Annotated in this window: 27 protein-coding genes; 4 read left to right on the forward strand and 23 right to left on the reverse strand. The window is 72.7% G+C overall.

Going from position 1 to position 26,207, the window contains the following annotated elements; genetic code table 11:
• Nucleotides 1-142 precede the first annotated feature (142 nt).
• The 12 genes from GIS00_RS20675 to GIS00_RS28510 form a co-directional block, all read right to left on the reverse strand.
• Nucleotides 143-703 carry an adenine phosphoribosyltransferase gene (locus GIS00_RS20675; RefSeq protein WP_322098218.1) on the reverse strand — a complete coding sequence of 187 codons (561 nt, stop codon included), beginning with the start codon at nucleotides 701-703 and terminating at the stop codon, nucleotides 143-145.
• Nucleotides 693-1,970 carry a protein translocase subunit SecF gene (gene secF, locus GIS00_RS20680; RefSeq protein ID WP_154770367.1) on the reverse strand — a complete coding sequence of 426 codons (1,278 nt, stop codon included), beginning with the start codon at nucleotides 1,968-1,970 and terminating at the stop codon, nucleotides 693-695. The genes GIS00_RS20675 and secF overlap by 11 nt, the downstream gene beginning before the upstream one ends.
• Entirely contained in the window at nucleotides 1,970-3,997 is a 2,028-nt protein-coding gene (secD, locus tag GIS00_RS20685) for a protein translocase subunit SecD (protein WP_322098219.1), read from the reverse strand. The genes secF and secD overlap by 1 nt, the downstream gene beginning before the upstream one ends.
• A 135-nt stretch (nucleotides 3,998-4,132) precedes the next feature.
• Entirely contained in the window at nucleotides 4,133-4,504 is a 372-nt protein-coding gene (gene yajC, locus GIS00_RS20690) for a preprotein translocase subunit YajC (RefSeq protein ID WP_230313915.1), read from the reverse strand.
• Nucleotides 4,505-4,794: 290 nt separating this feature from the next.
• Nucleotides 4,795-5,871, reverse strand: a complete 1,077-nt coding sequence (gene ruvB / locus GIS00_RS20695) for a Holliday junction branch migration DNA helicase RuvB (RefSeq protein ID WP_407666900.1) — start codon at nucleotides 5,869-5,871, stop codon at nucleotides 4,795-4,797.
• A 2-nt stretch (nucleotides 5,872-5,873) separates the two neighbouring features.
• On the reverse strand, nucleotides 5,874-6,503 hold the full coding sequence (gene ruvA / locus GIS00_RS20700) for a Holliday junction branch migration protein RuvA (RefSeq protein ID WP_154770368.1): 630 nt from the start codon (nucleotides 6,501-6,503) through the stop codon (nucleotides 5,874-5,876).
• Entirely contained in the window at nucleotides 6,500-7,057 is a 558-nt protein-coding gene (gene ruvC / locus GIS00_RS20705) for a crossover junction endodeoxyribonuclease RuvC (protein ID WP_322098221.1), read from the reverse strand. The genes ruvA and ruvC overlap by 4 nt, the downstream gene beginning before the upstream one ends.
• Nucleotides 7,058-7,303: 246 nt before the next feature.
• Entirely contained in the window at nucleotides 7,304-8,062 is a 759-nt protein-coding gene (locus GIS00_RS20710; protein ID WP_154770369.1) for a YebC/PmpR family DNA-binding transcriptional regulator, read from the reverse strand.
• 138 nt (nucleotides 8,063-8,200) lie between these two features.
• On the reverse strand, nucleotides 8,201-8,791 hold the full coding sequence (pdxT, locus tag GIS00_RS20715; protein WP_322098222.1) for a pyridoxal 5'-phosphate synthase glutaminase subunit PdxT: 591 nt from the start codon (nucleotides 8,789-8,791) through the stop codon (nucleotides 8,201-8,203).
• On the reverse strand, nucleotides 8,788-9,240 hold the full coding sequence (locus tag GIS00_RS20720; RefSeq protein ID WP_154770370.1) for a DUF2269 family protein: 453 nt from the start codon (nucleotides 9,238-9,240) through the stop codon (nucleotides 8,788-8,790). Before GIS00_RS20720 ends, pdxT begins: the two co-directional genes overlap by 4 nt.
• 10 nt (nucleotides 9,241-9,250) lie before the next feature.
• The gene (gene yczE / locus GIS00_RS20725; RefSeq protein WP_154770371.1) at nucleotides 9,251-9,907 is read right to left on the reverse strand and encodes a membrane protein YczE; all 657 of its coding nucleotides are present in this window, start codon (nucleotides 9,905-9,907) and stop codon (nucleotides 9,251-9,253) included.
• Between the two features lie 133 nt (nucleotides 9,908-10,040).
• Nucleotides 10,041-10,175 carry a hypothetical protein gene (locus GIS00_RS28510; protein WP_255455155.1) on the reverse strand — a complete coding sequence of 45 codons (135 nt, stop codon included), beginning with the start codon at nucleotides 10,173-10,175 and terminating at the stop codon, nucleotides 10,041-10,043.
• A 60-nt stretch (nucleotides 10,176-10,235) separates the two neighbouring features.
• On the opposite strand from GIS00_RS28510, the gene yczR reads away from it, so the two are divergent.
• Nucleotides 10,236-11,759 (forward strand): MocR-like transcription factor YczR, encoded by a 1,524-nt coding sequence (yczR, locus tag GIS00_RS20730; protein ID WP_196073390.1) that lies wholly within the window; start codon nucleotides 10,236-10,238, stop codon nucleotides 11,757-11,759.
• Between the two features lie 12 nt (nucleotides 11,760-11,771).
• On the opposite strand, the gene GIS00_RS20735 is transcribed toward yczR, so the two are convergent.
• Entirely contained in the window at nucleotides 11,772-12,125 is a 354-nt protein-coding gene (locus GIS00_RS20735) for an ArsR/SmtB family transcription factor (RefSeq protein WP_154770373.1), read from the reverse strand.
• A gap of 90 nt (nucleotides 12,126-12,215) precedes the next feature.
• Between GIS00_RS20735 and arsM the strand changes: the two genes are divergently transcribed.
• Nucleotides 12,216-13,010: an arsenite methyltransferase gene (arsM, locus tag GIS00_RS20740; RefSeq protein WP_154770374.1), complete on the forward strand. Its 795-nt coding sequence runs from the start codon at nucleotides 12,216-12,218 to the stop codon at nucleotides 13,008-13,010.
• Complete coding sequence (locus tag GIS00_RS20745; protein WP_322098224.1) at nucleotides 13,007-13,495, forward strand: arsenate reductase ArsC; 489 nt, start codon at nucleotides 13,007-13,009, stop codon at nucleotides 13,493-13,495. The genes arsM and GIS00_RS20745 overlap by 4 nt, the downstream gene beginning before the upstream one ends.
• On the opposite strand, the gene pdxS is transcribed toward GIS00_RS20745, so the two are convergent.
• Nucleotides 13,443-14,357 (reverse strand): pyridoxal 5'-phosphate synthase lyase subunit PdxS, encoded by a 915-nt coding sequence (gene pdxS / locus GIS00_RS20750; protein WP_154770375.1) that lies wholly within the window; start codon nucleotides 14,355-14,357, stop codon nucleotides 13,443-13,445. The two genes, GIS00_RS20745 and pdxS, sit on opposite strands and share 53 nt — an antisense overlap.
• 163 nt (nucleotides 14,358-14,520) lie before the next feature.
• Complete coding sequence (locus tag GIS00_RS20755) at nucleotides 14,521-15,393, reverse strand: DUF3048 domain-containing protein (RefSeq protein ID WP_154770376.1); 873 nt, start codon at nucleotides 15,391-15,393, stop codon at nucleotides 14,521-14,523.
• On the opposite strand from GIS00_RS20755, the gene GIS00_RS20760 reads away from it, so the two are divergent.
• Nucleotides 15,371-15,718 carry a hypothetical protein gene (locus GIS00_RS20760; protein WP_154770377.1) on the forward strand — a complete coding sequence of 116 codons (348 nt, stop codon included), beginning with the start codon at nucleotides 15,371-15,373 and terminating at the stop codon, nucleotides 15,716-15,718. The two genes, GIS00_RS20755 and GIS00_RS20760, sit on opposite strands and share 23 nt — an antisense overlap.
• A gap of 82 nt (nucleotides 15,719-15,800) precedes the next feature.
• On the opposite strand, the gene GIS00_RS20765 is transcribed toward GIS00_RS20760, so the two are convergent.
• The 8 genes from GIS00_RS20765 to GIS00_RS20805 all read right to left on the reverse strand — a co-directional run bounded on the left by GIS00_RS20765 (nucleotide 15,801) and on the right by GIS00_RS20805 (nucleotide 26,145).
• Nucleotides 15,801-16,784: an NUDIX hydrolase gene (locus GIS00_RS20765; RefSeq protein ID WP_154770378.1), complete on the reverse strand. Its 984-nt coding sequence runs from the start codon at nucleotides 16,782-16,784 to the stop codon at nucleotides 15,801-15,803.
• Nucleotides 16,785-16,857: 73 nt separating this feature from the next.
• The gene (locus tag GIS00_RS20770; RefSeq protein ID WP_322098225.1) at nucleotides 16,858-17,988 is read right to left on the reverse strand and encodes a glycosyltransferase family 4 protein; all 1,131 of its coding nucleotides are present in this window, start codon (nucleotides 17,986-17,988) and stop codon (nucleotides 16,858-16,860) included.
• A complete protein-coding gene (locus GIS00_RS20775) occupies nucleotides 17,985-18,968 on the reverse strand; it encodes a phosphatidylinositol mannoside acyltransferase (RefSeq protein WP_322098226.1) in 984 nt (327 codons plus the stop codon). Before GIS00_RS20775 ends, GIS00_RS20770 begins: the two co-directional genes overlap by 4 nt.
• On the reverse strand, nucleotides 18,965-19,615 hold the full coding sequence (gene pgsA / locus GIS00_RS20780; RefSeq protein WP_154770379.1) for a phosphatidylinositol phosphate synthase: 651 nt from the start codon (nucleotides 19,613-19,615) through the stop codon (nucleotides 18,965-18,967). The genes GIS00_RS20775 and pgsA overlap by 4 nt, the downstream gene beginning before the upstream one ends.
• Before the next feature lie 105 nt (nucleotides 19,616-19,720).
• Nucleotides 19,721-20,929, reverse strand: a complete 1,209-nt coding sequence (locus tag GIS00_RS20785) for a cysteine desulfurase-like protein (protein WP_154770380.1) — start codon at nucleotides 20,927-20,929, stop codon at nucleotides 19,721-19,723.
• A gap of 71 nt (nucleotides 20,930-21,000) precedes the next feature.
• Nucleotides 21,001-22,464, reverse strand: coding sequence for a circularly permuted type 2 ATP-grasp protein (locus tag GIS00_RS20790; RefSeq protein ID WP_154770381.1), 1,464 nt, complete (start codon nucleotides 22,462-22,464; stop codon nucleotides 21,001-21,003).
• The gene (locus GIS00_RS29110; protein WP_196073391.1) at nucleotides 22,457-24,355 is read right to left on the reverse strand and encodes a S9 family peptidase; all 1,899 of its coding nucleotides are present in this window, start codon (nucleotides 24,353-24,355) and stop codon (nucleotides 22,457-22,459) included. Before GIS00_RS29110 ends, GIS00_RS20790 begins: the two co-directional genes overlap by 8 nt.
• Nucleotides 24,352-26,145, reverse strand: coding sequence for an N-acetylglutaminylglutamine amidotransferase (locus tag GIS00_RS20805; RefSeq protein ID WP_154770382.1), 1,794 nt, complete (start codon nucleotides 26,143-26,145; stop codon nucleotides 24,352-24,354). The genes GIS00_RS29110 and GIS00_RS20805 overlap by 4 nt, the downstream gene beginning before the upstream one ends.
• Nucleotides 26,146-26,207 lie beyond the last annotated feature (62 nt).

Genomic DNA, 26,207 nt, shown 5'->3' on the forward strand with positions numbered 1-26,207 from the left:
CATGCAACACCGGCCGCCGGCCGGGCGTTCCCGGGCCGCCACCTGCGGGTCACCGGGCGTCCGGCCGAACGATACCCGCGCGAACGGGACGTTCCCGGTGATCGGTGATCATGGTCGGCCCGTCCGGGCGGGACGGGAGTGCTCAGTACTGCCGGACGGTGCTGAACGGCCTGCCCTCCAGGGCCTGCCGCCCGTCCAGGTCGACCAGCTCGATCACGACGGCGACGCCGGCGACGACCGCGCCGGCCCGTTCCAGCAACCGGCAGGCGGCCGCGGCGGTACCGCCGGTGGCGAGCAGGTCGTCGACCACCAACACCCGGCTGCCGGTCGGCACGTCGGCCGGGTGCAGCTCCAGCCGGGCGGTGCCGTACTCGAGGGTGTAGTCCTCGGCGAGGATGTCGCCGGGGAGCTTGCCGGGCTTGCGGATCGCCAGCACGCCGGTGCCGGCCAGCACCGCAGCAGCGGCGCCGAGCAGGAACCCGCGCGACTCCAGGCCGGCGATCAGGTCGATCGGTCCGTGCTGGGCGATCAGCGCCGAGGCGACCGTGCGCAGCGCGAGCGGATCGGCCAGCACCGGGGTGAGGTCGCGGAACAGGATCCCCGGGATCGGGAAGTCCTGCTGGACCCGGGTGAGGCGGTCGACCAGCTCCGCGGCGGTCGGTGCCGGACCGTCCGGTCCGGCACCGGTGGCGTCAGCGGCCACGCTTGCCGGTGGGGCGGGCGCCCTTGCCGGTCGGCCGCTTCGGGGCGGACGCCGCCGGGCGGGCCGGTGCGGTCCCGGACTCCGTGGTGGCGGCCGGCTTGCGGGCGGCGGGGCGGGTCGGCTTGACCCCGGGTTTGGGCGGGGTGATCACCCGGGGCGCCGCGGTGCCGGACGGTGCGACGGCCACCGGCGCGCCGCGGCGGGCGATCGGGTCGCCGTCGGCGTCCACGGTCAGCCCCTCCTGCTTGCGCTTGGCGAGCACGCGGGCGGTGTGCTGCTTGATCTGCGGGTCGCGGTTCTTCAGGTCCACGGCCAGCGGCACGGCGACGAACACCGAGGAGTACGCGCCGACCAGCATGCCGACCAGCAGCACCAGCGCGAGGTCCTTCAGGGTGCCGGAGCCGAGGATCGCCACGCCCGCGACGAGCAGGCCCGCCACCGGCAGCAGCGCGATCAGCGAGGTGTTGATCGACCGCATCAGGGTCTGGTTGACAGCGAGGTTCGCCGCCTCCTGGTAGGTGCGACGGGTCAGCGAGAGCAGGCCCTTCGAGTTCTCCTGCACCTTGTCGTAGACCACGACGGTGTCGTACAGCGAGAAGCCGAGGATGGTGAGCAGGCCGATGACCGTCGCCGGGGTCACCTCGAAGCCGACCGCGGCGTAGATGCCGGCGGTGACCACCAGGTCGTGCACGGTGGAGATGACGGCGCCGACCGCGACGCGGCGCTCGTACCGGATCCAGATGAAGATCGCGACGAGCACCAGGAAGACGACCACCGCGAGGATGGCCCGTTCGGAGATCTCCGAGCCCCAGGTGTTGGACACCGCGGAGTCGGAGACGCCGCCGACCGGCGAGAACGCCGATTCCAGTGCGGTCTTCACCGCGGCGACCTGCTGGGCGTCCAGCGACACCGAGGAGATCTGCACCTGGTTGGTGCCGATCTGCTGGATGGCCTCGCTCGGCACCCCGGCGGCGCCGGCGAAGACGTCGACGGTGCGCTCCTGCACCTGCGAGTAGGACTGGCCGTCCGGGATCTGGAAGGTGAACCGGGTGCCGCCGGCGAAGTCGATGCCGAAGTTGAACCCGCGGATCACGATGAACAGGACCGACAGCACGACCAGCACCAGCGAGGCGATGTAGTACCAGCGGCGCGGCCCGAGGATGTCGAACGCGCCGGTGCCGGTGGACAGCCGGCCGAGGAAGGTGCCGGACCGCTTCGGCGCCGGGACGGCCGCCTCGTCGCTGGTGAGTTCGTCGACGGTGGTCATCAGGCCTCCTTGGTGGCCAGGCGGGCCGCGCTGGCCCGCTGCTGTGCGCCGGCCTTGGCGACCGCGCCCAGCCCGGAGTACCGCGTGGACTGGAAGACCTTCGAGCCGGAGGCCCAGGCCACCAGCGGGTGGGTCACCAGGAACACCACGACGAGGTCGAGGACGGTCGACAGGCCGAGGGTGAAGGCGAAGCCCTTCACGTCACCGACCGCGACCACGTACAGCACCAGGGCGGACAGGAAGCTGACCGCGTCGGCGGACAGGATGGTGCGCTTGGCCCGCTCCCAGCCGCGCGGCACCGCCGAGCGGAACGACCGGCCCTCGCGGACCTCGTCCTTGAGTCGTTCGAAGTAGATGACGAACGAGTCGGCCGTGATGCCGATGGCGACGATCAGACCGGCGACGCCGGCCATGTCCAGACTCAGCCCGATCCATCTGCCGAGCAGCACCATGATCACGTAGACCAGGCCGAACGACAGGACCAGCGAGAGGATCGTGATCAGGCCGAGCAATCGGTAGTAGACGAGGCAGTAGATGATCACCAGCAGCAGGCCGATGCCACCGGCGATCAGGCCGGCGTTCAGGTACTCCAGGCCGAGCTGCGCGGAGACGCTCTGCGACTCGCCCTGCACGAAGTTCAGCGGCAGCGCACCGAACTTCAGCGCGTTGGCCAGGCCGGTCGCGGTCTGCTGCGTGTAGGTGCCGGAGACCCGGGTGACGGTCGTGGTGATCGCGCTCTGGATCTGCGGCGAGGAGAGCACCTGGCCGTCGAGGGTGAACGCGGTGAACGAGCCGTCGGTGCCGTTCGGGTCGGTGCTGACGTTGTGGTTCGCGGTGTAGTTCGCCCAGGTCTGGTAGCCGGACGAGGTGAACTGCAGGTTGATGCCCCAGCCGCCGGTGCCCTGGGTGTCGATGGTGGCCGCGGCCGTGTCGATCTCGGTGCCCGGGATCAGCGTCTTGTCGAGCAGGTAGACGCAGGCGTTCGACGAGGTGGCGCACGGGTCGGTGCCCGGCACGTACGGCGTCTCACCGCAGGCCAGCAGCGGCTTGTCCGGGTTGTCGATGCCCGCGGTCGGCGCGATATCGGCGCAGGCGATGCCACCGGAGCTCAGCGCGGTCTGCGCGGCGGTCTGCCACGCGGTCCAGGCGGTGGTGTCGTCGCCGGCCGGCTGGTTCGGGTTGTCCGGGTCGCTGCCGGCGATCGGCCAGGTGGCCGCCGCGGCGCTGGTGCCGGTGCCGCTCGCCGAGGCCGAGGGATCCGTGGACCCGGAGGCGCTCGCGGTGTCGCCGGTGGTCGGGGCGCTGCTCGCGGTGTCGGCGGTGGTCGGAGTGCTGCTCGCCGTGTCCGCGGTGGTCGGCGCGCTGCTCGTCGTCGCGGGATCGGTGGTGGCCTCGACGGCGCCACGCAGTCCCTGGCCGGACTCGGTGGTCGACGGTGCTGTCGTTGCGGTGGTCTCGGCGGCGCTCTCCCCGGCGGTCTCACCCACGGAGGAGGACGGTCCGATCACTGCGCCACCGGAGGTGGTGGTGGGCTGCTCGACCTCGGTGTCGCCGATCGCGGTGCGGCTGATCGGGCCGGACGAGGTGGTGGAGCCGGTGCCGGTCTCCGAGGCCGAGGTCGACGGCACCGCGGCGGCCAGCGCCGCGAGGTCGTACCCGGTGGAGAACTGCGGGCGGATGTTCAGCCGCGCGGACCGGGTCAGCTCACCGAGGTCGGCGGCGTTGCCCGGCACGGTGACGACCAGCTGGTTGCTGCCCTCCACCTGCACCTGCGCACCCGCGACACCGGAGCCGTTGACCCGGTTCTCCAGGATGGTCCGGGCCTGGGCCATGGACTCCCGGGTGGGCGTGGATCCGTCCGCGGTCTGCGCGGTCAGGGTGATGCGGGTGCCTCCCTGCAGATCGATGCCCAACTTGGGGGTGTTCGATCCGGGGGTGAGGAACATCAGGGCGTAGAGAGCGCCCGTGATCACCACGAAGGTCGCAATCAGCCGCCCGGGGCGGAACTGACCGGCAGGACTTGCCACGTACGGTGCCTATCTTTGCGCAGGGAGTTTCCGTGCGCATGCCGCCGGGCACCGCCGTGGGACATCGCGCCCGGCAGGACGCGCCGATCCCGCCGGCGGACACCCGGCGGCAGCGCACCGGTGCGATCGGCCAGCCTAGCCGACGTCCTTGGAGGGCTTGTCCAGCGAGAGCGAGGACCCGCCGTCGGACGCGGAGGTGTTCTCCTCGTCGACGGTGTCCTCCTCCAGCTCGCCGCCGGGGGCGGCCACGATGACCTCGCGGACGGCTGCGCGCACCCAGGAGGTGTGGACGCCCGGGGCGATCTCCAGCTCGATGGTGTCGTCGGCGACGGCGGTAACCGTGGCGTGCAGGCCGGAGGTCGTCATCACGCGGGCGCCGGGCTGCAGGGAGTTCTGCATCTGCTGCTGGGCGGCGACCTGACGCTTCTGCTTGCGCATGCCGAAGAACATCATCAGACCGAGCGCACCGAACATCAGGATCGGCAACATCAGGCCCTGCAGATTCATGTGACTCCTTCGATCGTCGGCGGTGTCGGCTGTCGACACCCGCCGTGTTGCCGGGACCCGGTCGTGGACGACCGGCCCGGGCGAGCAACGTGCGTCGGCCGTGGTCCGTTCCCGTGCGGTGCACGGCGCGCGGACCCGCCCGGAAACCGGTCCCGCCCACCGCATCCGGAACACCGCCCCTGGGCGGCGAGCGGACGGCAGCTGTGGCGCCGGTCACCGAACGCACCGGAGTCTACCGGAGTTCCGGCCGGTCAGCGCCCTCGCGCAGGTCAGGCCGGGTGTGGCGGCGCTCAGCCGTCGAACAGGCCGGGGTCGTGCTCGGTGACCACCCCGCGGGTGCCCGGCCCCGGCGTCAGGCCCAGGTGTTCCCAGGCCGCGGGCGTCGCCACCCGGCCACGGGGCGTCCGGGCGAGCATGCCGAGCCGCACCAGGAAGGGTTCGCAGACCTCCTCGACGGTGCTCGGCTCCTCCCCCACCGCGACCGCCAACGTGGTCAGTCCCACCGGTCCGCCACCGAAGGTGCGGCACAGCGACCCGAGCACCGCGCGGTCCAGCCGGTCCAGCCCGAGTTCGTCGACGTCGTACACCGCGAGAGCGGCCCGGGCGACGTGCACGTCGACCGCCCCGTCCGCCCGGACCTGGGCGAAGTCGCGGACCCGACGGAGCAGCCGGTTGGCGATCCGTGGTGTGCCGCGGGACCGCCGGGCGATCTCCTTCGCCCCGTCCGGCCGCAGGTCGACGCCGAGGATCCGGGCGCTGCGGGTGATCACCCGGGCCAGTTCCTCCGGTGCGTAGAACTCCATGTGCGCGGTGAAGCCGAAGCGGTCACGCAGCGGCGAGGTGAGCTGGCCCGACCGGGTGGTGGCGCCGACCAGGGTGAACGGGGCGATGTCCAGCGGGATCGACGTCGCGCCCGGACCTTTGCCGACCACCACGTCGACCCGGAAGTCCTCCATCGCCAGGTACAGCATCTCCTCGGCCGGGCGGGCGATGCGGTGGATCTCGTCGATGAACAGCACGTCGCCCTCGACCAGGTTGGACAGCATCGCGGCGAGGTCGCCGGCCCGCTCCAGCGCCGGCCCCGAGGTGAGCCGGATCGAGGCGTCCAGCTCGGCGGCGATGATCATCGCCAGCGAGGTCTTGCCGAGTCCCGGCGGTCCGGCGAGCAGCACGTGGTCGGGCGTGGTCCCGCGCAGCTTGGCGCCGGCCAGCACCAGTTCCAGCTGTTCGCGGACCCGCACCTGCCCGACGAACTCGTCGAGGTTGCGCGGCCGCAGCGACGCCTCGACCTCGGAGTCGGTGACCTGCCGGTCCGGGTCGAGCGGGTCCTCACCGCCGGCTTCGAACGGGTGGAAGGGCTCCGGCACCGTCACCGGCTCCGCCCCAGCAGCGAGAGGGCGCGACGCAGCAGCACGCCGACCTCGCCGCGCGCGACGATCGGGTCGTCCGGATCGGACGCGACGCTCGCGGTGGCGTCCTCGGCCTGCTTGGCGGTGAAGCCGAGACCGACCAGGGCGTCGACCAACTGGGCCCGCCAGGCGGAAGCGGCCACCGGCCCCCCGGTGGCGGTCCCGACCGGGCCGACGGCGGATGCGCCGACGGCACCCACTTTGTCGCGGAGCTCGAGCACCAGCCGCTCCGCACCCTTCTTCCCGATCCCCGGCGCACGGGTCAGGGCGTTGGTGTCGCCGGAGGCCAGCGCCCGGCGCAGGTCGTCCGGGTCGAGCACGGCGAGCAGCGCCAGCGCGATCTTCGGTCCCACCCCGGACACCGACTGCACCAGCTCGAACAGGTCCCGGGCGTCGTCGGAGGCGAAACCGAACAGGGTCAGCGAGTCCTCGCGCACCACCAGGCTGGTGGCCAGCCGGGCCTGGTCGCCGCGGTGCAGTCCGGCAAGGGTGTTCGGGGTGGCACGGACGGCGAGACCGACCCCGCCGACCTCGATCACCGCGTGGTCCAGGGTCAGGCCGAGCACGACCCCGCGGACGGAGGCGATCATCGGGCCACCCGGACGGCCGGTGCCGGCGGGGCGGTGCGGCGGCGCGGAGCGGTCGGGGTCAGGGCGGCGAGCTTGGCCTGCATCGGCGAGCGCCAGAGGTGACAGATGGCCAGCGCCAACGCATCCGCCGCATCTGCGGGCTTCGGCCGGGTGTCGAGGCGGAGCAATCGGGTGACCATGGTGGTGACCTGCGCCTTGTCGGCGGAACCGTTGCCGGACACCGCCGCCTTGACCTCGCTCGGGGTGTGCCAGGCGACCGGGATGTGCCGGCGGGCGGCGGCCAGCGCCACCACCCCGGCGGCCTGCGCGGTACCCATCACGGTGCGGACGTTCTGCTGGCTGAAGACCCGTTCGACGGCGACCACGTCCGGCTTGTACGTGTCCATCATCGCCTCCACCTCCTCCGCGACCTGGAGCAGCCGGACCGCGATGTCGTGGTCGGCCGGGGTGCGGACGACGTCCACGTGGACCAGCCGCGGCGGCTTGCCGGCACCGCCGTCGACCACCCCGACCCCGCAACGGGTCAGCCCCGGGTCGACTCCCAGCACACGCACGCAGCATCCTCCCGGTCGGGCAGTGTCCGGCGCGCCGAACACATGTTCACCCCGACGCTACCGGCCGCGCGTCCCGCACCCCGCCTGCCACGCCGGACCCTGCAACCGCCCGCAGCCGCCCCCGCGCGAGGATCAAGATCGCAGGCGCGTGTGATCGTGAAGCTTTTGGTACTGGTGGGACGGTTGTCGCCACTTTCCTACGCGCAGGCGATGATGATCCTCGCGCGGGGTGGGGCCGGGGGTGGGTCAGTCCTCGTCGAGCTCGGCGATGACCTCGTCCGGGATGTCGGCGCTGGTGTAGACGTTCTGCACGTCGTCCAGGTCCTCGATCGCGTCGACCAGCTTGAACAGCTTGCGGGCGCCGTCGGCCTCGAGCTGCACCGGCACGGAGGCGATGAAGCTCTGGTCGGCGGAGTCGTACTCGATGCCGGCGTCCTGCACGGCGGTCCGCACGGCCACGAGATCGGTGGCCTCGGACAGCACCTCGAAGACCTCGCCGCTGTCGGTGACCTCCTCGGCGCCGGCGTCGAGCACGGCGAGCAGCAGGTCGTCCTCGGACAGGCCGCCGGCCTTGGGCACCACGACGACGCCCTTGCGGCTGAACATGTAGGACACCGAGCCCGGGTCGGCCATCGAGCCGCCGTTGCGGGTGACCGCGACGCGGACGTCGGTCGCCGCCCGGTTCCGGTTGTCGGTGAGGCACTCGATCATCACCGCGACACCGTTCGGGCCGTACGCCTCGTAGGTGATCGACTGGTAGTCGGCGCCGCCGGCCTCGGCACCGGAACCACGCTTGACCGCGCGGTCGATGTTGTCATTGGGCACCGACGACTTCTTCGCCTTCTGGATGGCGTCCCAGAGGGTCGGGTTGCCGTCCGGGTCACCGCCACCGGTGCGCGCCGCCACCTCGATGTTCTTGATCAGCTTCGCGAAGAGCTTGCCGCGCTTGGCGTCCTTCGCAGCCTTCTGGTGCTTGGTGGTGGCCCACTTGGAATGCCCGCTCATGCTCCTGCTTCCGCTGTCCGCGTCCGGGCACGCCCGGGCGCTCTCCTCCACGGGCCGCACCCTCGGGCCGTCCCGGTCCAGCGAAGACTCTACCGGCCGGGATGACCCCCGCTCGTCCCGTCCGCGCAGGCCACCGGGTCAGCCGGCCCGCACCATCTCCAGGAACAGTCCGTGCACCCGGCGGTCGCCGGTGACCTCGGGATGGAAGGAGGTCGCCAGGGTCCGGCCCTGCCGCACCGCCACCGGATGCTCGCCCACCGCGGCCAACACCTCGACGTCCGCTCCGGTGCGCTCCACCCACGGCGCGCGGATGAACACCGCGCGCACCGGAGTCTGCTCCCCGGGCAGACCGGTGAACTCCAGGTCCGTCTCGAAGGAGTCCACCTGCCGGCCGAAGGCGTTGCGGCGCACGGTGATGTCCAGGACGCCGAACGACCGCTGGTCCGGTCGGCCGTCCAGCACCTCGGTGGCGAGCAGGATCATCCCGGCGCAGGACCCGTAGGCCGGGAGCCCCTCGTGCAGCCGCTGCTGCAGCGGCTCGCGGAGTTCGAAGACGTCGAGCAGCCGGGACATGGTGGTGGACTCGCCGCCCGGCAGCACGATCCCGTCCAGCCCGTCCAGGTCGGACGCCCGGCGGACCGGGCGCGCGGTGGCGTCCAGCTCGGCCAGTGCGATCAGGTGCTCGGCGACGTCACCCTGCAGGGCCAATACCCCGATCGTCGGGCTCACGGCTTCCACACCATCAGCACGGTGATGGCCACCAGCAGCAGCGACACGATCCCGGAGGTCATCGCGATCCGCTTGTAGTCGTTGTCCGTCAGGTTCTGCTGCCCGCCAGTGGCAGCGGACTGCAGGTGCTCGGCCGCGCTGCGCAGGGCCGGCACCACGGCGAGCAGGTTCAGGGCCAGTGCGACGACGTACAGGATGATCGAGATCAGCACCCACGGGGTGGTCAGGGTGGTGCCGTACTGCTCCGGCACGAACGGGACGACCGCGAAGCCGAGCAGCGCGACCACCAACGACGCCGCCGTGAAGACGAAGGTGGACCGGGCCAGTACGGCCACCTGCCCGCCCTGCTCCGCGCGGATGGCACGCATGGCCGTCATCGGCAGGATCGCCATCGGGCCGATGACGAACACCGCCGCCACGACGTGCAGGACGGTCAGGAACGTGAGCATGGCGAGAAATCTAGTGCGTCCCGGGGACGCCTTCCGCCACGTCGTCGGGCCGCGGCTCCGGCGCCCGCACGGACAGCCGGGGCAGCAGCACGTGCAGCAGCGGGCCGATGGCCAGGGCGTACAGGACGGTCCCGACGCCGACGAGACCGCCCAGCAGCCAGCCGATCCCGAGCACCGACAGCTCGATCACCGTGCGCACCAGCCGGATCGACCCGACACCGCGGGCGACCAGCCCGGTCATCAGCCCGTCGCGCGGTCCGGGACCGAGCCCGGCGCCGATGTACAGCGCCCCGCCGACCGCGTTACCCAGCACACCGAGCACGAGATACCCGATGCGCAGGCGCATGTCGTCGGTCGGCGGCACCAGGGACAGGGTCAGGTCGGTGGTCCAGCCGATCACCAGCGCGTTGACCAGGGTGCCGATCCCGGGCCGCTGGCGCAGCGGGATCCAGAGCAGCAGCACGACGGCCGACACCACGGTGATCACCGTGCCGTACGACAACCGGTTGCCCAGCAGCTCGGTCAGCCCCTGGTGGAACACGTCCCACGGGTCGAGCCCGAGCACCGACCGCACCATCAGGCCCATCGTGATGCCGTACATCACCACACCGACGAGCAACTGGGAGAACCGCCGCGCCCGCCGGTCGACCGGGACCGGCATCACCATCCGGGAGAGCCGCCCGGTCACCCGGCGCCGTACCTGTGTCATTGCACTGCCTCGTTCTTGTCGTGCTGCAGGAAGTCAACCGGTCCACTGGCCTGGAAGTGGACCGGTCGACGGTTCAGTGGGCTGCCGGTGGTCACCAGCGCGACAGGGGTGGACCGGAACGGCCGTCTCCCCACTTCGGGTCTCCGATCGAACGGGAGTCGCGGCCCAGAAGAGGTGCTGCAACGGCGATCAGGACGAACAGGGCGAGGATCAGCAGGAGTGTCATGGATCGATCCTGGGCTGCACTGGCCTGGACAACAATGGCCACTTCAGCCAAACTGGCATCATGTCGGTCCAGCAGACGCATTCCACCCCGTCCATCCGGTTGTCGGCGACCTCACTGGTCCGTCGGCTCGGCACCGAGCCGCTGGACGGGCCCGGCCCCGCCTATCGGGCGCTGGCCTACCGGATCCGCTCCGCGGTGCTGGACGGCCGGCTGGCCGTCGACTCCGGACTGCCGAGCGAACGTGAACTGGCGTCAGGACTCTCGCTGTCCCGGACCACCGTCGCCGCGGCCTACACGCTGCTGCGCGAGGACGGCTGGATCGACTCGCGGCGCGGCTCGGGCAGCACGCTGCGGCTCCCGGCGGCGGCCACCGGCTCGTCCCGCGACCTGGTGCGGCCGCAGCCGGTGACCGGGCCGGCCGGCATCTTCGGCTACCCGCACCTGGACCCGGAGGAGGGCATCGACCTGACGACGGCCTGCCTGCCCGGCGCCGAGGAGCCGGTGCTGCGGGCGCTGGAGGCGGCCACCGCGCAGCTGCCGCGTTACCTGGCCTCCGACGGGTACAGCCCTCTGGGCCTGCCGGTGCTACGGGCCGCGATCGCCGCCCGCTACACCGCCGCCGGGCTGCCCACCACGGCGGACCAGATCCTGGTGACCAACGGTGCGCAGCATGCCTTCTCGCTCTGTCTGCAGGAGCTGTCGGCGCCCGGCGACCGGGTGCTGATGGAATGCCCCACCTACCCGGTGGCGCTGGACGCGGTGCGCGCCGCGCGACGCTCCCCCGCCCCGTTCGGGCTGGAGCACCGGACCGACGGCGGCAGCCCGTGGGACATGGAGCTGCTGGCCACCACCCTCCGGCAGACCGCACCGCGGCTGGCCTACCTGATCCCCGACTTCCACAACCCGACCGGTGCGTTGATGTCCGAGGCCGACCGCCGGCAGCTGGTGGCCGCGGCCCGGGCGGCCGGCACGGTGCTGCTGATCGACGAGTCGTTCCGCGAGGTCGGTTTCGCCGCAACGGATCTGCCGCTGCCGGTGGCGGCGTTCGGGGACGACAGCCGGGTCATCTCACTGGGGTCGGTGTCCAAGGCGTTCTGGGGCGGGCTGCGGGTCGGCTGGGTGCGGGCGGCCCCGGCACTGATCGACCGGCTCGCCGCCGCCCGGTCCCGGGGCGACATGTCCGGGCCGGTGCTGGAGCAGTTGATCGTCGCCGAACTACTCGCCGCGCCGGACGAGGCGCTGGCCCGACAGCGGGAGCGGCTGGCCCACCGGTCGGCCGAGTTGCTCGCCGCCATCGCGGATCTCGCCCCGGACTGGCGTCCGACGACCCCGCACGGCGGGGCCACGCTGTGGGTCCAGCTGCCGCAGCCGTGCTCCGGCGAACTGGCCCTGCTGGCCCCGACGGTCGGCCTGCGACTGGCCCCGGGACCGCGTTTCGGCCCGGACGGCACGCTGGAGTCGTTCCTGCGCATCCCGTTCACCCAGTCGCCGGAGCGACTGCGGGAGGCCGTTCGCCGCATCGTCGACCTGCTGCCGCAGGCGGGCAACGCCCGCCGGGTCGGGGTCAGCGGCTTCCTGGCCTGAGATCGACCGGGATCACCGTGCCTGCACCGATCCCAGCGCCGCAGCGATCCCGTCGAGCGCACCCGGCACCACCGTGTAGTACGCCCACACCCCGCGCTTGTCACGGGTGAGCAGACCGGCGTCGACCAGGATCTTCAGGTGGTGGGAGACGGTCGGCTGGCTCAGCCCCAACGGCTCGGTGAGGTCGCAGACACAGGCCTCACCGCCGTCATGGTGCCCGATGATCGACAACAACCGCAGCCGGTTCGGGTCGGCGATCGCCCTCAGCGCCTGCGCGAGAGTTGTTGCGGCGTCGGCACCGAGCGGCGCGCCGGCGGGCGGCGCACAGCAGACGGTGGCCGGCACCGACGGATCCGCGGTTCTCATCACCCCATGATGCCACGAGACATTGACAACCGTCGATGTCTTGGTCCATGGTCGTTCCATCGACGTTCTTCGATGGAAGGTGGACGGACCATGAGCCGGAACGATCTGCAGGACCAGATCCGCGACCGTTACGCCGCAGCGGCTCTCGCCGTCTCGACCGATGCGACCGCGTCCTGCTGCGGCCCCACCGACGCCCTGGCCGCGATCGGCGGGAGCGGCGAGGCCGACATCTTCGGGGCCGCGATGTACTCGCCGGAGCAGGCGGCGGGGCTGCCGGAGGAGGCGGTGCTGGCCTCGCTCGGCTGCGGCAACCCGTTGGCCGTCGCCGAGATCCGAGAGGGTGAGAAGGTTCTCGACCTCGGGTCGGGCGGTGGTATCGACGTGCTGCTGTCCGCCCGGCGGGTCGGTGCCACCGGGTTCGCCTACGGCCTGGACATGACCGACGAGATGCTGGAGCTTGCCCGCGCGAACGCAACCAAGGCCGGCGCCGTCAACGTCGAGTTCCTGAAGGGCCACATCGAGGCGATCCCGCTCGCCGACGCATCGGTCGACGTGGTGATCTCCAACTGCGTGATCAACCTGTCCACCGACAAGACCGCGGTGCTGACCGAGATGTTCCGGGTCCTCGTCCCCGGCGGCCGTATCGGCATCTCCGACGTCGTGGCCGAGGACCACCTGTCCGGGACCGAGCGCGCCGGCCGCGGCTCCTACGTCGGATGCATCGCCGGCGCGCTGTCCCGCGCCGAGTACGTCGCCGGGCTCACCGCAGCCGGGTTCGCCGACATCGAGGTCGTCTTCACGCACGAGGTCGCACCGGAGATGCACGGCGCGATCGTCCGGGCGGTCAAGCCCGACACCCTGACCCGGCCGGGGATCCCTTCGTGATCGATCGTGCAGCGGTCGACACGCCGTCCGTGCTCTTCGTCTGCGTGCACAACGCCGGCCGGTCCCAGATGGCCGCCGGTTTCCTCACCCAGCTGTCCGCCGGGGCCGTCGAGGTCCGGTCGGCGGGGTCGCTGCCGGCCGACCGCATCAATCCGGTCGCCGTCGCCGCGATGGCCGAGGTCGGCATCGACATCGCGACGCAGGTCCCGAAGGTCCTGACCGCCGAGGCGGTGCAGCAGTCCGACGTGGTGATCACCATGGGCTGCGGTGACGTGTGCCCGGTGTTCTCCGGCACGCGTTACCTGGACTGGGATCTCGACGACCCGGCCGGACAGGACCTGCCGGCCGTCCGCCCGATCCGCGACGAGATCCGCCGCCGCGTCGAGGCTCTCCTCGACGAGCTGCTCCCCGCCCGATCCGGCGGGGAGCAGCTCACCAGCCGCGCTCGGCGAGCCGGTGCGGGACCGGGATGTCGGCGACGTTGATGCCGACCATGGCCTCGCCCAGGCCGCGGGAGACCTTGGCGATGACATCGGGATCGTCGTAGAAGGTGGTGGCCTTGACCACGGCGGCGGCGCGGGCGGCCGGGTCACCGGACTTGAAGATGCCGGACCCGACGAAGACACCCTGCGCGCCGAGCTGCATCATCATCGCGGCGTCGGCCGGGGTGGCGATGCCGCCGGCGGTGAACATGACGACCGGCAGCTTGCCGGTGGCGGCCACCTCGGCGACCAGCTCGTACGGCGCCTGCAGCTCCTTCGCCGCGGCGAACAGCTCGTCCGGCGTCAGCGAGGTCAGCCGACGGATCTCGCCACCGATGGTGCGCATGTGGGTCACCGCGTTCGACACGTCACCGGTGCCCGCCTCGCCCTTGGACCGGATCATCGCCGCGCCCTCGGTGATCCGCCGCAGCGCCTCACCCAGGTTGGTCGCGCCGCAGACGAAAGGCACGGTGAACTGCCACTTGTCGATGTGGTGGGTGTAGTCGGCGGGGGTCAGCACCTCGGACTCGTCGATGTAGTCGACGCCGAGCGACTGCAGCACCTGCGCCTCGACGAAGTGACCGATCCGGGCCTTGGCCATCACCGGGATGGACACGGCGGCGACGATGCCGTCGATCATGTCCGGATCGCTCATCCGGGAGACGCCGCCCTGGGCGCGGATGTCCGCCGGGACCCGCTCGAGCGCCATGACCGCGACGGCGCCGGCGTCCTCGGCGATCTTCGCCTGCTCGGCGGTGACCACGTCCATGATCACGCCGCCCTTGAGCATCTCGGCCATGCCGCGCTTCACCCGGGCGGTGCCGGTGGTCGGGCTGGATGCGGTGGGGGTGGGATCGGCGGACATCGCGGGCTGCTCCTGTCGGGACGGATCTACGTGGCAGGCGGCGGGCACGGGACGGTCCCGGTCAGCGGCATGCACGGTCGGGTATACCAGCCCGGACGTCCGCAGGGCACGTCCAGTCAGGCGCAGGTGGCCTTCCCCACGTCACCCGGCGGACCCGGCAGACTCAGGAAACCTCGGTGTACGCGGACTGGGGAGCCAGGATCACCCAGGTGCGTCCCGGCTTGAAGGGCAGCGGCTTGCCGGCCGCATCGAGGTAGGAGAACGTGCCGTCCACCGAGTCGCGGCTCCAGGTGCCCTCGAGCGCCTTGCCGTCCCGGTACAGGGTGACCGCGCCGCTGCCGACGGTGTGGCTGATGTACGACGGCGAGCCGACGGTGTCGTAGGTGCCGTCCGGCTCGTCGACCACGGACTGGACCAGCACGTTGTCGGCCAGCTGCGGATCACCCTGGTAGTCGGCCATCGCCTCGCCGTTGCGCATCCGGGCGTAGGCGGAGCCGTTCCAGCTGAAGGTGGTCAGGCCGGCCTGCATGGTCACCGCAATCTCGGTGGCCGCGGACCCCTTGGCCACCCGGGCGTCGGTGGCGGCGAAGGTGAAGCCGATCGACCTTGCCGGGGTGAGACCGGAGGTCGAGGCGACCACCTCGGCGAGGTTCGCGTGCAGGTTGTACGAGCCGGACGCGACGTCGGAGCGGAAGTAGCCGGTCTGCAGGTCCGAGGTGTTGACGACGCTGGTGGAGGCCAGGGCGTCCAGCGGGCCCTGGGCGCCGCCGGAGAAGACCAGCGCCGGGGTGCCGAAGGCCGGCAGCAGCTCGGCATCGGTGGTGCGGACGCTGCGGACCGGACCGACCTCCTGGTCCAGGTTCGTGTGGAACACCGCGATGAGCCGGGTCAGGCCGCCCTCGACCTGCTCGACGAAGACGACGTCGGCCTTGGAGACGCCGAACTGTGCGACGTCGAAATAGGTGTTGTCGATCTTGACCGCGACCACCGGGTTGCCGGACAGCTGCTGCCCGGTGAGCGGGTCCGGGTTGGTCACCGGTGCGGTGGTCTTCGGCGGGGCGCTGCTCGTCGGCTTCGCGCTGGTGCTCCTCGACGTGGGCGGGGCCGAGCTGGTGGGCTTGCTGCTGGTGCTGCTGGTGGGCGTGGCGGACGCCGTGGTGGACGGGGCCGGGGCCGCCTCCGGTGTCGACGAGCAGGCGCTCAGCACCAGGGACACCGTGACCGCCGCGACCGCGGCCACCGATCGCACACGTGCTCGCCGCACCGGCTCACTCCTGTCCTTCCGGCCCGGCCCCGACGGCCTCCGGATGCACCCCCGGCCCGCCGATCACGAACCGATCACGGGCAGACGCCCACCGTAGGCGACAGCACTGTGTGCTCCCGACCATCCGCCGCAGCTGCGGCGCGTCATCGCGATGCACGTCACGCGCCGGTATGACGTTCTCAGGCGATGAGGACCGGGTCCCCGACGGGAGCGCCGCCGACGGCGGCCTCCGCCTCGGGCAGCCGGTCGGCGAGGTCGACCGGGTAGACGGTGTCCGGCAGGGCGCGGAGCTCCTCGGCGGAGAACCAGCGGCTGCCGGTGATCCCGCGGATCTCGACCGGGGTGAACCCGCTGGTGTCCGGGTCGAAGACGGCGGGTGCCCGGGCCGCCAGGAAGAACTCGGTCTGGTCGTAGCCGACGCCGCCGAAGACGAACCGGGCGTGCCGGCGCCAGAGCGGGTCGGACAGGTCACCCGGGCCGAGCTGCAACCCGGTCTCCTCGGCGAGCTCGCGGATCGCGGCGTCCGCCAGGTCCTCGCCCGGCTCCAGCCCGCCGCCGGGGGTGAACCAGACCCGGCCGCCCTCGGGCGCGTCCGGCTCCTCGCTGGAGAACAGCAGCACCCGGCGGTCCGGGGTCAGCAGCACCACCCGGGCCGCGGTGCGGACCAACGGCAGGACCGTTGCCACGTCGGCGATCTCGAAGTAGTCGGGCAGTTCGGCGCGGCCGGCGAGCCGGAAGAACCGGGTGAACCACTTGGCGCGGAGAGCCCGGGTGTCGCGCACCGCGTCGTTGTAGAAGGTGCGGGCCAGCGCCACCCGCTCGCCCGCGTCGGCCAGCTCCGCGGCCAGGTCCGGTGAGGTCATCGGCGGTGCGGCGGCGAGCGCCCGGGACAGGTCGTTCTCGGCGTCCGGCCGCGTGTCCCGGTCACTGGCGTCGGCGACGACGGTCAGCCGCCGGATCTCCTCCGCCTGACCGGGCGGGAAGCCGCCGGCCGCGGCGGTGGCCCGGGCGGCGACGATCCGGCGGGCCAGGGTGCCGTCGAGGGCCACCCACGCCGCCTCGGTGCGCACGTGCAACCGGTCGAGCCGGTTCGCCGTCAGCCACAGCCGGAACGCGGCGATCGCCAGCACCAGCAGGACGACAACGACGACCCAGGTCGTCATCGGGGATCACCCGCGTCGGGGCGCGCCGGTGGCATCGGGCCAGTCTCGCACGCGGTGTGCACCGCCCCGGGGGTCAGTCGGCCTCCCCCACCGCCCGCGGATCGGCGGCCACCACGGTCTCGTAGACCTTGACCACCCGGGCGGCGACGGTCTGCCAGTCGAAGGGGGCGACGGTGATGCGCCCGAGCTCGGCCAGCCGGAAGCGGGCGGGCGGGTCGTCCAGCAGGGCGCCGAGGGCCGCGGCCAGCCCGTTCGGGTCACCGACCGGGAAGAGCGCCCCGGCCCGCCCGTCGTCGAGCACCCGGGAGAAGGCGTCGAGATCGCTGGCCAGCACCGGACATCCGGCACTCATCGCCTCGGTGAGGATGATCCCGAAGCTCTCGCCGCCGGTGTTGGGTGCGCAGTACACGTCGACCGAATGCAGCAGGGACGCCTTGTCCGCGTCCGACACCCGGCCGAGCAGCACCAACCGGTCCGCGAGTTCCCCGGCCTCGGCCAGCAGCTCGTCCTCGTCGCCGCCGCCGGCGATCACCAGGCGCAGGTCCGGCCGCTCCGGCGCCAGCCGGCGCAGCGCGTCCAGCAGCACGGTCATCCCCTTGCGCGGCTCGGAGTACCGGCCGATGAACCCGACCGTCCCGCCCGGCCGCGGGTACCCGGCCAGCGGCTGCGCCTCGGCGAAGAACGGCACGTCGACACCGTTCGGGATGATCACCGCGTCGCCGCCGAGATGCTCGACCTGCACCTGCCGGGCCAGGTCGGACACGGCGATCCGGCCGGTGATCTTCTCCAGGAACGGCTGCAGCACGCCCTGGAACGCCGCCAGCATCCGGGATCTCGGGTTGGCGGTGTGGAAGGTCGCGACGATCGGCCCGTCGGCGACCATCAGCGCCAGCATCGACAGCGACGGCGCGACCGGTTCGTGCACGTGCAGCACGTCGAACCCGCCGGCCCGGATCCAGCGCCGCACCCGGGCGTAGGACACCGGCCCGAACGAGAGCCGGGCGACGCTGCCGTTGTACGGGATGCCGACGCTGCGCCCGGCCGGCACCACGAAGTCCGGGTAGTCGTGGTCGACCTCGTCGCCCGGCGCCAGCACCGACACCTCGTGGCCGAACCCGATCAGCGTGCGCGCCAGGTCGGCGACGTGCGCCTGGACCCCGCCCGGGGTGTCGAACGAGTACGGGCAGACCAGGCCGACCTTCACCGCCGCTCCCGACCGCCGGACCGCTGCTGCAGCGCCGCCTGCCGCTCCGGCGGCAGGTCCTCGATCCACAGCGGCTGCAGCATGTGCCAGTCGTGCGGGGTGGCGCGGATGTTGGCGGCGAACCCGTCGGCGACCAGCTGGGTGCCGCCGCGCACCTGCTCGGCGAGCCGGGAGCCGGGCAGCTGCACCGGCGGGCTCACGGTCTGATGCCAGCCGTCGGGGGTGTAGGTCAGGTGCACCACCACCAGGTCGGCGCCGGTCAGCGCGGCGAGCATGGCCGGGCCGGCCGGCATCCGCGTCTGCTCGCCGAAGAAGGTCACCGGCACCCCGGAGGAGGTCAGGTCGCGGTCGCCCAGCAGGCAGACGATCCCGCCCGCGGTCAGCCGGTCCTTGAGCTGCTGGGACACCGACGCGTGGCCGCCGGTGAGCGGCAGGATCTCCATCCCGAGCGACTCCCGGTAGGCGACGAACCGGTCGTACAGCGATTCCGGCCGCAGCCGCTCGGCGACCGAGGTCAGCGACCCGAACTCGCGGGTGATCATCAGCCCGGCCACGTCCCAGTTGCCGGAGTGCGGCAGCGCCATCACCACGCCGCGGCCGGCGGCGACCGCGTCCCGGATGTGGTGCAGCCCGACGGTGTTCGCCTCGGCCGACGCGGCGACCGCGGCGTGGTCCATCGACTCCAGCCGGAAGGTCTCCAGCCAGTACCGGGCGTAGGAGCGCAGGCCACGGCGGACGGTGTCGGAGAGCTCCGCGGGGGTCACCGGCACCGTGCCGGGACCGGCCTCGGACCAGGTCAGCACGCGACGCAGGTTCCGCGCGTACTGCACGACGCCCTTGCCGCGGCGGCGCAGCGCGCGGTCGGCCAGCAGGTTCGCGACCGGGGTGGTGATCCCCGGCGGCACGGTCCGGATCCCGGCCCAGGCCGCCCGGTAGCCCAGGTCGGCGGCACGGTCGGCGAAGGTCCCGGCCGGGCTCACCGCTCGGTGTCCCGCGCGCCCACCGCGGCCGGGGCGCCGTCGCCCGCGGCCTTCGCGGCGGCCCGCACCTGGACCAGGCGCTGCACCACCGTGGCCAGGCAGGCCGCAGCCAGGATCCAGAGGCAGATCGGCATGGCCAGCGGCACACCGAGCCCGGCCAGCCCGGTCCCGACCAGGCCCACCACGTTGCGCTCGGCCCGTTCGGCGATCGCACCGCCGATGTGCAGCTCCACCGAGTCGGCGCGGGCCTTCACGTAGGACACCACCTGACCGCCGACCAGGATCAGCAGGCAGGCCAGGCCGAGCCAACGGTCGTCGCGCTGGGTGAAGCAGTAGAAGGCGACGGACCCGAAGATGGCACCGTCGGCGATCCGGTCGCAGGACGCGTCCAGCACCAGCCCGAACTTCGTGCCGTACCCGCGTGCCCGGGCCATCGCCCCGTCCAGCAGATCGAACATCACGAAGACGGTGACCACCAGGGTGCCGACGAACAGGTGCCCGGTGGCGAGCAGACCCACCGCGCCGGCCACCACGCCCACCGTGCCGACCACCGTCACCAGGTCCGGTCCGAGTCCGGCGCGCAGCAGACCGCGGCCGATCGGATCGGTCACCCTGGACACCGAGGCCCTGGCGAGGGCGTTCAGCATGGCGCTCCCTGGACGGGACGGCCGGTGGCACCGGCGGGTGGGTCGGACAGCAGCCGCCGGAGCGGGCGTGCTGCACACGATAGCGCGGCCGGTGCCGGGTCCCGGTCAGCTGCGGAGCGCCCCCTGCAACCCGTCCAGCAGCCGGTCCACGTCGGTGTCGTCGTTGTACGGCGCCAGCCCGATCCGCAGGCCGCCGTCGGCGCCGAGCCCGAGCCGGCGGGCCGGTTCGTAGGCATAGAACGAACCGGCCGGGGCCAGGACGTCCGCAGCCGCGAGGGCGCCGGACACCTCGCCGGCCGACCGCTGCGCGAAGGTGACCAGCAGGGTCGGGGTGCGCAGGGCGGCCCGGGAGTGGACGGTGACCTGGTCGCCGAGCGCCGCCAGGCCGTCCTCGATCCGGCCGCGCAGCCGCTCCTCGTGGTGCTCGAGCGCTGCGTAGGTGGCGGTGAGCCGGTCGGCACGAGATGCAGGTCCGGGGGTGAGGTCCGCCAGGTAGTCGATCGCGGCGGTGGCGCCGGCCAGCTGCTCGTAGGGCAGGGTGCCGAACTCGAACCGCTCCGGGATGGCGTCGGTGGAGGGGAGCAGCTTGTCCGGCCGCAGCTGCTCCAGCAGCGCCGGGTCGGCGGCCAGCATCCCGCAGTGCGGACCGAGGAACTTGTACGGGGAGCAGACGTAGAAGTCGGCGCCGAGGGCGGTGACGTCGATCCGCGCATGGGCGGTCAGGTGCACCCCGTCGACGAAGACCAGTGCGCCCGCGGCGTGTGCCAGGTCGGCGACCTGGCGCACCGGCGGCCGGGTGCCGATCAGGTTCGAGGCACCGGTGAGGGCCACCAGCCGGGTGCGCGCGGACAGCAGGCCCGCGACCTGGTCCGGGTCGATCTCGCCGGTGGCCGGGTCCAGGTCGATCCAGCGCAGGACCGCGCCGGTGCGCTCGGCGGTCTGCACCCACGGCCGCACGTTCGCGTCGTGGTCCAGCCGGCTGACCACGATCTCGTCCTCCGGACCCCACTCACGGGACAGGTGCCGGGAGAAGTCGTAGGTGAGCTGGGTGGCGCTGCGCCCGTGCACGATGCCCCGCGGGTCCGCGCCGAGCAGATCCGCGCCGGCCGCGCGGAAGGCGGTCACCGCGTCGTCGGAGTTGCGCTCGGACAGCACCGCGCGGCCCCGGTTGGACAGCGGGCCGGTCAGCGCGGCGGCCACCGCCTCCCCCACCCGGCGCGGCGACTGGGTGCCACCGGGGCCGTCGAAGTGGGCGATACCCGATGCCAGGGAAGGGAAGTCGGCGCGGATGGCGGCGACGTCCAGCGATGTCATGGTGGTCGTTCTCCTCAGGTCGGCACCGGGGACGTGACCCGGTGCCCGGACATCCTGTCGCACCGCCCCGGTCAGCCGGTGAACCAGGTGTCCTTCGAGCCGCCGCCCTGCGAGGAGTTGACCAGCAGGCCACCGTCGCCGAGCGCCACCCGGGACAGCCCGCCCGGCGCCATCCGGGTCTCCCGCCCGGACAACACGAACAACCTCAGGTCCACGTGCCGGGGCCGCAACGACCCGTCGATCACGGTGGGATGGGTGGAGAACCGGATCACCTCCTGGGCGATGAACCGCTCGGGGCGGGCCGCGACCTCGGACTCCACCTGCTCGATCTGCGCGGCGGTGAGTTCCGGCCCGATCCGGACCCCGTCGCCGCCGGACCCGTCGACCGGTTTGACCACCAACGAGCCGAGCCGGCCGCGGACCGCGTCGTACTGGCCGGGTTCGGCCAGCACCCAGGTGCCGACGTCGGCGAGGGCCGGCTCCTCGCCGAGGTAGAACCGGATCATCGGCCCGACGAAGGCGTAGATCGCCTTGTCGTCGGCAACGCCGTTGCCCGGGGCGTTGGCCAGGGCCAGCGTGCCGCTGCGGCAGGCCTGCCGGACCAGTTCGCGGGCCGCGCCCGGCCCGAGCAGATCGTCGTGGCCGAATCGCCGGTAGAGCACGTCGATCCGGCTGATCCCGCCCGGGCCGCGCACCGCCACGCCGTCGCCGTCCGGCAGCAGGTCGTCGAGAGCGACCACCGGCACGCCCATCCGTTCGGCCAGCGTGCGGTGCTCGTACCAGGCCGAATTGTCCGGGCCGTCGCTGAGCACCGCGACCTTCGGCGCCCGGTCGCCGGCCATCCCGGGCGGCGCGGCGTCCAGCAGCGCCCGGCGCAGCAGGTCGACCGCTCCGTCCGGCGGCTCCGGCCGGAGATCGCCGGCGTGCAGGTCCGGCAACGCCTGCGCGGCGCCGGCCCGGTTGGCCAGCACGTAGGCCAGGCCGGAGGGGACCTGCAGGTTGTCCTCCAGCACCACCCAGCGACCGTCCTCGCCGGTCAGCAGGTCGAACCCGGCCACTGTCGCCCGCGGCCGCCCGCCGGGCACGAGATCGGTTGCCTCCCGGCGGAACCCGGGCGCGCCGCGGACGAACCGCTCGGGGACCAAGCCGGCGGCGACGATCTCCGCCCGGGCCGGCGAGCCGTCGTCGTCGGTGCGGTACACGTCGTCGAGGAAGGCGTTGAGCGCCCGGGCGCGTTGGGTGACCCCGACCTCGAGCCGAGCCCGGTCCTCCGCGCCGATCAGCCGTGGCACCGGGTCCATCGGGAAGACCTGCTCGACCAGCCCGCCGGCCCCGCCGGTCGGGATCCGGAAGGTGACGCCCTGCTCGGCCCGGATCCGGTCCAGGCGCTCCACGGCCGCGGTGAGGCCGGCGGACCCGTCTCGCTGCAGCACCGCCAGCACCTCCCGGTAGTCCGGGCGGACCATGCCGTCCGGTGCCACCGCCTCGTCGAGCGGTCCGGCGACATACCCTGCGATCGGGGGATTCTCAGCCATGCGGCACCAGCCAGCGGACGAACCATCCGGTGACGGCGAGTGCCACCCGGATCCGGTGCTGCTCCCCCACCACGGTGTGGCCCTCGCCGGGCAGCAGCAGCAGCTCCGTCGGCACACCGGCCGCCCGCAGCGCCGCGTGCGCGCGCACCGACTCGCCGACCGGCACGTTGGTGTCGGCGGCGCCGTGCACGAGCAGGGTCGGTGCCCGTACCCGGTCCTGGTGGGTCAACGGCGAGATCGCCCGCAGCAGATCGGCATCCGCGCCGGGATCCCCGTACTCGGTGACGGACGCCGCGGCCATCCACGGCTCGGTCTCGGCGAAGAAGGACAGCAGGTCGGACATGCCCGCGTGGGTGACTGCCGCGGCGAACAGCTCCGGCCACCGGGACACCGCGGTGAGGGCGAGATACCCACCGTAGGACCAACCCTGGACGCCGATCCGGTCCGCGGACGCGAGTCCGGTCGACACCAGGTGCGCCACGGTGGCCGGCACGTCCTGGAACGAGTCGGGCCGGCGGGCGCCGTCGTCGGCGTCCAGGAACCGCCGGCCGTACCCGCTGGAGCCGCGCACGTTCGGCGCGAACACCCCGATACCGGCAGCCGCCAGCGCCTGCGCCAGGATCGAGAACGCCGGCCGCTCCTGGCTTTCCGGCCCGCCGTGGAACGCCACGACCGCAGGTGCCGGCCGGCCGTCCTGGCCCGTACCGGCCGGCGGGTACCACCAGCCCTGCAGCGGTGTGCCGTCCGGCGCCCGGTAGTGGTGCAGCTCCGGGGGCACACCGGTCCCGGCCGGCAGCGGCGCCGGGCACATGCCGAGCCGGACCGCCGCCTCCGGGTCGGGCCCGAGCGGCACCCGGTACAGCGCACGGGGCGCGAGCGGCCCGGTCAGCTCGGCGATCAGCTCGGTGCCGTCCGGGGTGAGCGACCAGCCCGGCATGACCGGCTGCGGAAGGGCCACCCGGCGGTCTGTCCCGACATCTGCTGCCATCAGCTCGATCTCGTGGCAACCGTCCTGGTTCCAGACCACCAGCAGGCTGCCGTCGGCCCGCACCGCGTAGGCGTCGACGTCCGCGTCCGGGCGCTCCGCGAGCACGCTGAGCAGCCCCGGGCGGCCGTCGGCGTCCAGTGGGACCCGTGCCAGCACGATCCGTTCGGAGACGGCGTGGGTGCGCAGGTACACCGCGCGGCCGTCGGTCGAGAAGCGGCCGTCCTCGCCGATGTCGCTGCCGTCGGCAACCGGGAAGTCGGCGGAGAGCAGCCGGACCGGCGCGGCGTCGCCGGCCAGATCCACCAGGTGCAGCACCCGGCGGCCCCGCGGCCCGATCCGTACCAGCAGTCGCCCGTCGCGCACCCCGGTGACCGTGCAGAAGCCGCGCCCGACCGTGCCCGGCACGACCGTGATCTCACCGGTGCGGGCGTCCACCACCTGGACAGCGGCGTGCGGCGACCGACCGTCGGCGAGAGAGTGGACGTAACAACAGGTCCCGGCGATCCAGCCGCCGGCGAAGACGGTTTCCCGCTCGCTGCCGCCGGCCAACCGCCGCCGGTCCGTCCCGTCCGGGCGGACGACGTGCAACTCGGCCCGGATCGAGCCGCCGGGCGAGACCAGGTAGGCCAGGTACGCACCGTCCGGGGACCAGGCGACGGACACGACCTCCTGCTCCGGACCGGAGATCTCACGTGCCGGGCGACTGCCGTCGACCGGGCCGATCTCCAGCCGCGGCAACCCGCTGCGGTCGGTGACGAAGGCGACCTGTGCGCCGTCCGGCGACACCGCCGGGCACCACGCGCCGGCGACGGCGGCGAAGGCGGTGGCAGCAGCCACCCGGTCCGGTGCGCCGGGGGTTGCGGCGGTGGCGGAGGGCCGCAGCAGCCGTGAAGGCGGGCTCACCGGATGCCGTGCCGCTGCAACCACATCTCGAGCAGGGCGACCTGCCAGAGCTGGTTGGAGCCGAGCGTGGTGCGGTGGGTGTTCGGCGCGGCCAGCAGCCGGTCCAGGTACTCCGGGCGGAACAGGCTGCGCTCCTTGGCATCCGCCGCGCGCAGCGTGTCGCGGACCAGGTCCAGGTACTGCCCCTGCAGGCTGATGATGGCGGGCACCGGGAAGTGGCCCTTGGTGCGGTCGATGACGGCGGACGGCACCACCGCGCGGGCCGCCTCCTTCAGCACACCCTTGCCGCTCTGCGCGAGCTTGAGCTCCGGCGGCACGGCGGCGGCCAGCTCGACGAACTCGTGGTCCAGGAACGGGGTGCGCGCCTCCAGACCCCAGGCCATGGTCATGTTGTCGACCCGCTTCACCGGGTCGTCCACCAGCATGATCAGCGAGTCCAGCCGCAGGGCCCGGTCCAGCGCACCGTCCGCACCGGGCGCCGAGAAGTGTTCCCGCACCAGGGTTCCGGCATGGTCGTCGGCCAGCATCCGGTCCGGGTGCAGGATCCCGGCCAGCTCGGCGTGCGGCCGGTCGACGAAGTGCGCGGAGTAGGTCGCCACGGCCCGGTCGACGTCGGCGTCCGGAACACCGGCCAGCGGCGGGTACCACTCGTACCCGGCCAGCACCTCGTCGGCGCCCTGACCGGACTGCACCACCTTGACGTGCTGCGAGACCTGTTGCGACAGCAGGTAGAACGCGACGCAGTCGTGGCTGACCATGGGCTCGCTCATGGCACCGAGCGCGCCGTCGATGCCGGCCAGCACGCTGGAGGACGGGATCATCAGCTGGTGATGGTCGGTGCCGAACCGCTGGGCGACGATGTCGGAGTACTCGAACTCGTCGCCAACCAGATCGCCGACCCGCTCGAAGCCGATGCTGAAGGTCTTCAGATCGCGCTGGCCCTCCTCGGCCAGCAGCCCGACGATCAGGCTCGAGTCGATGCCGCCGGAGAGCAGCACCCCGACCGGAACGTCCGCCACCATCCGCCGGCGGACCGCGGTGCGCAGGCTGTCCAGCACCAGGTCCTGCCAGTCGGTTGCGGACAGCCCGGTGAACCGCTCCTGACGGGCGTGCGACGGGGTCCAGTAGAGGGTGTCCGTCTCCGCCCCGTCCGGCTCCACGACCCGGACGGTGGCCGGCGGCAGTTTGCGGATCCCGTTCAGGATGGTCCGCGGCGCCGGGACGACCGCGTGGAAGGACATGTAGTACTGCAGCGCGACCGGGTCGATCGAGGTGTCGACGTCACCACCGGCGAGCAGCGCCGGCAGTGTCGAGGCGAACCGCAGGAACTGCGAGGTGCGGTGCAGGTACAGCGGTTTGATGCCGAGCCGGTCCCGGGCCAGCACCAGCCGTCCGGAGCCGCGCTCCAGCACGGCCAGCGCGAACATGCCCTTGAAGTGCTGGACGAAGTCGGTGCCCCAGCGGTGGTAGGCCTTGAGCACCACCTCGGTGTCGGAGTGCGAGAAGAAGCGGTAGCCGTACCCGGTCAGCTCCTCGCGCAGCTCGCGGTAGTTGTAGATGCAGCCGTTGAACACCGCGGTCAGGCCGAGCTCGGCGTCGATCATCGGCTGGGCGCCGGCGTCGGTCAGGTCGATGATCGACAGCCGTCGGTGCGCCAGCGCGACCGGCCCGTTGGTCCACAGGCCCTGGCCGTCCGGGCCGCGCGGGTGCTGGGTGCAGCTGATCGCGTCCACCGCGGTCACGTCGGCGGCGGACCCGTCGAACCGGATCTCGCCGCTCAGCCCGCACATGTCGGCCGCCCCGTCCCAGGTGTCGCTGCCACGTGGGTGAACTACCCGGCGGGTGGCACCTC

It is taken from the genome of Nakamurella alba (genome assembly GCF_009707545.1).
Taxonomy (GTDB): domain Bacteria; phylum Actinomycetota; class Actinomycetes; order Mycobacteriales; family Nakamurellaceae; genus Nakamurella; species Nakamurella alba.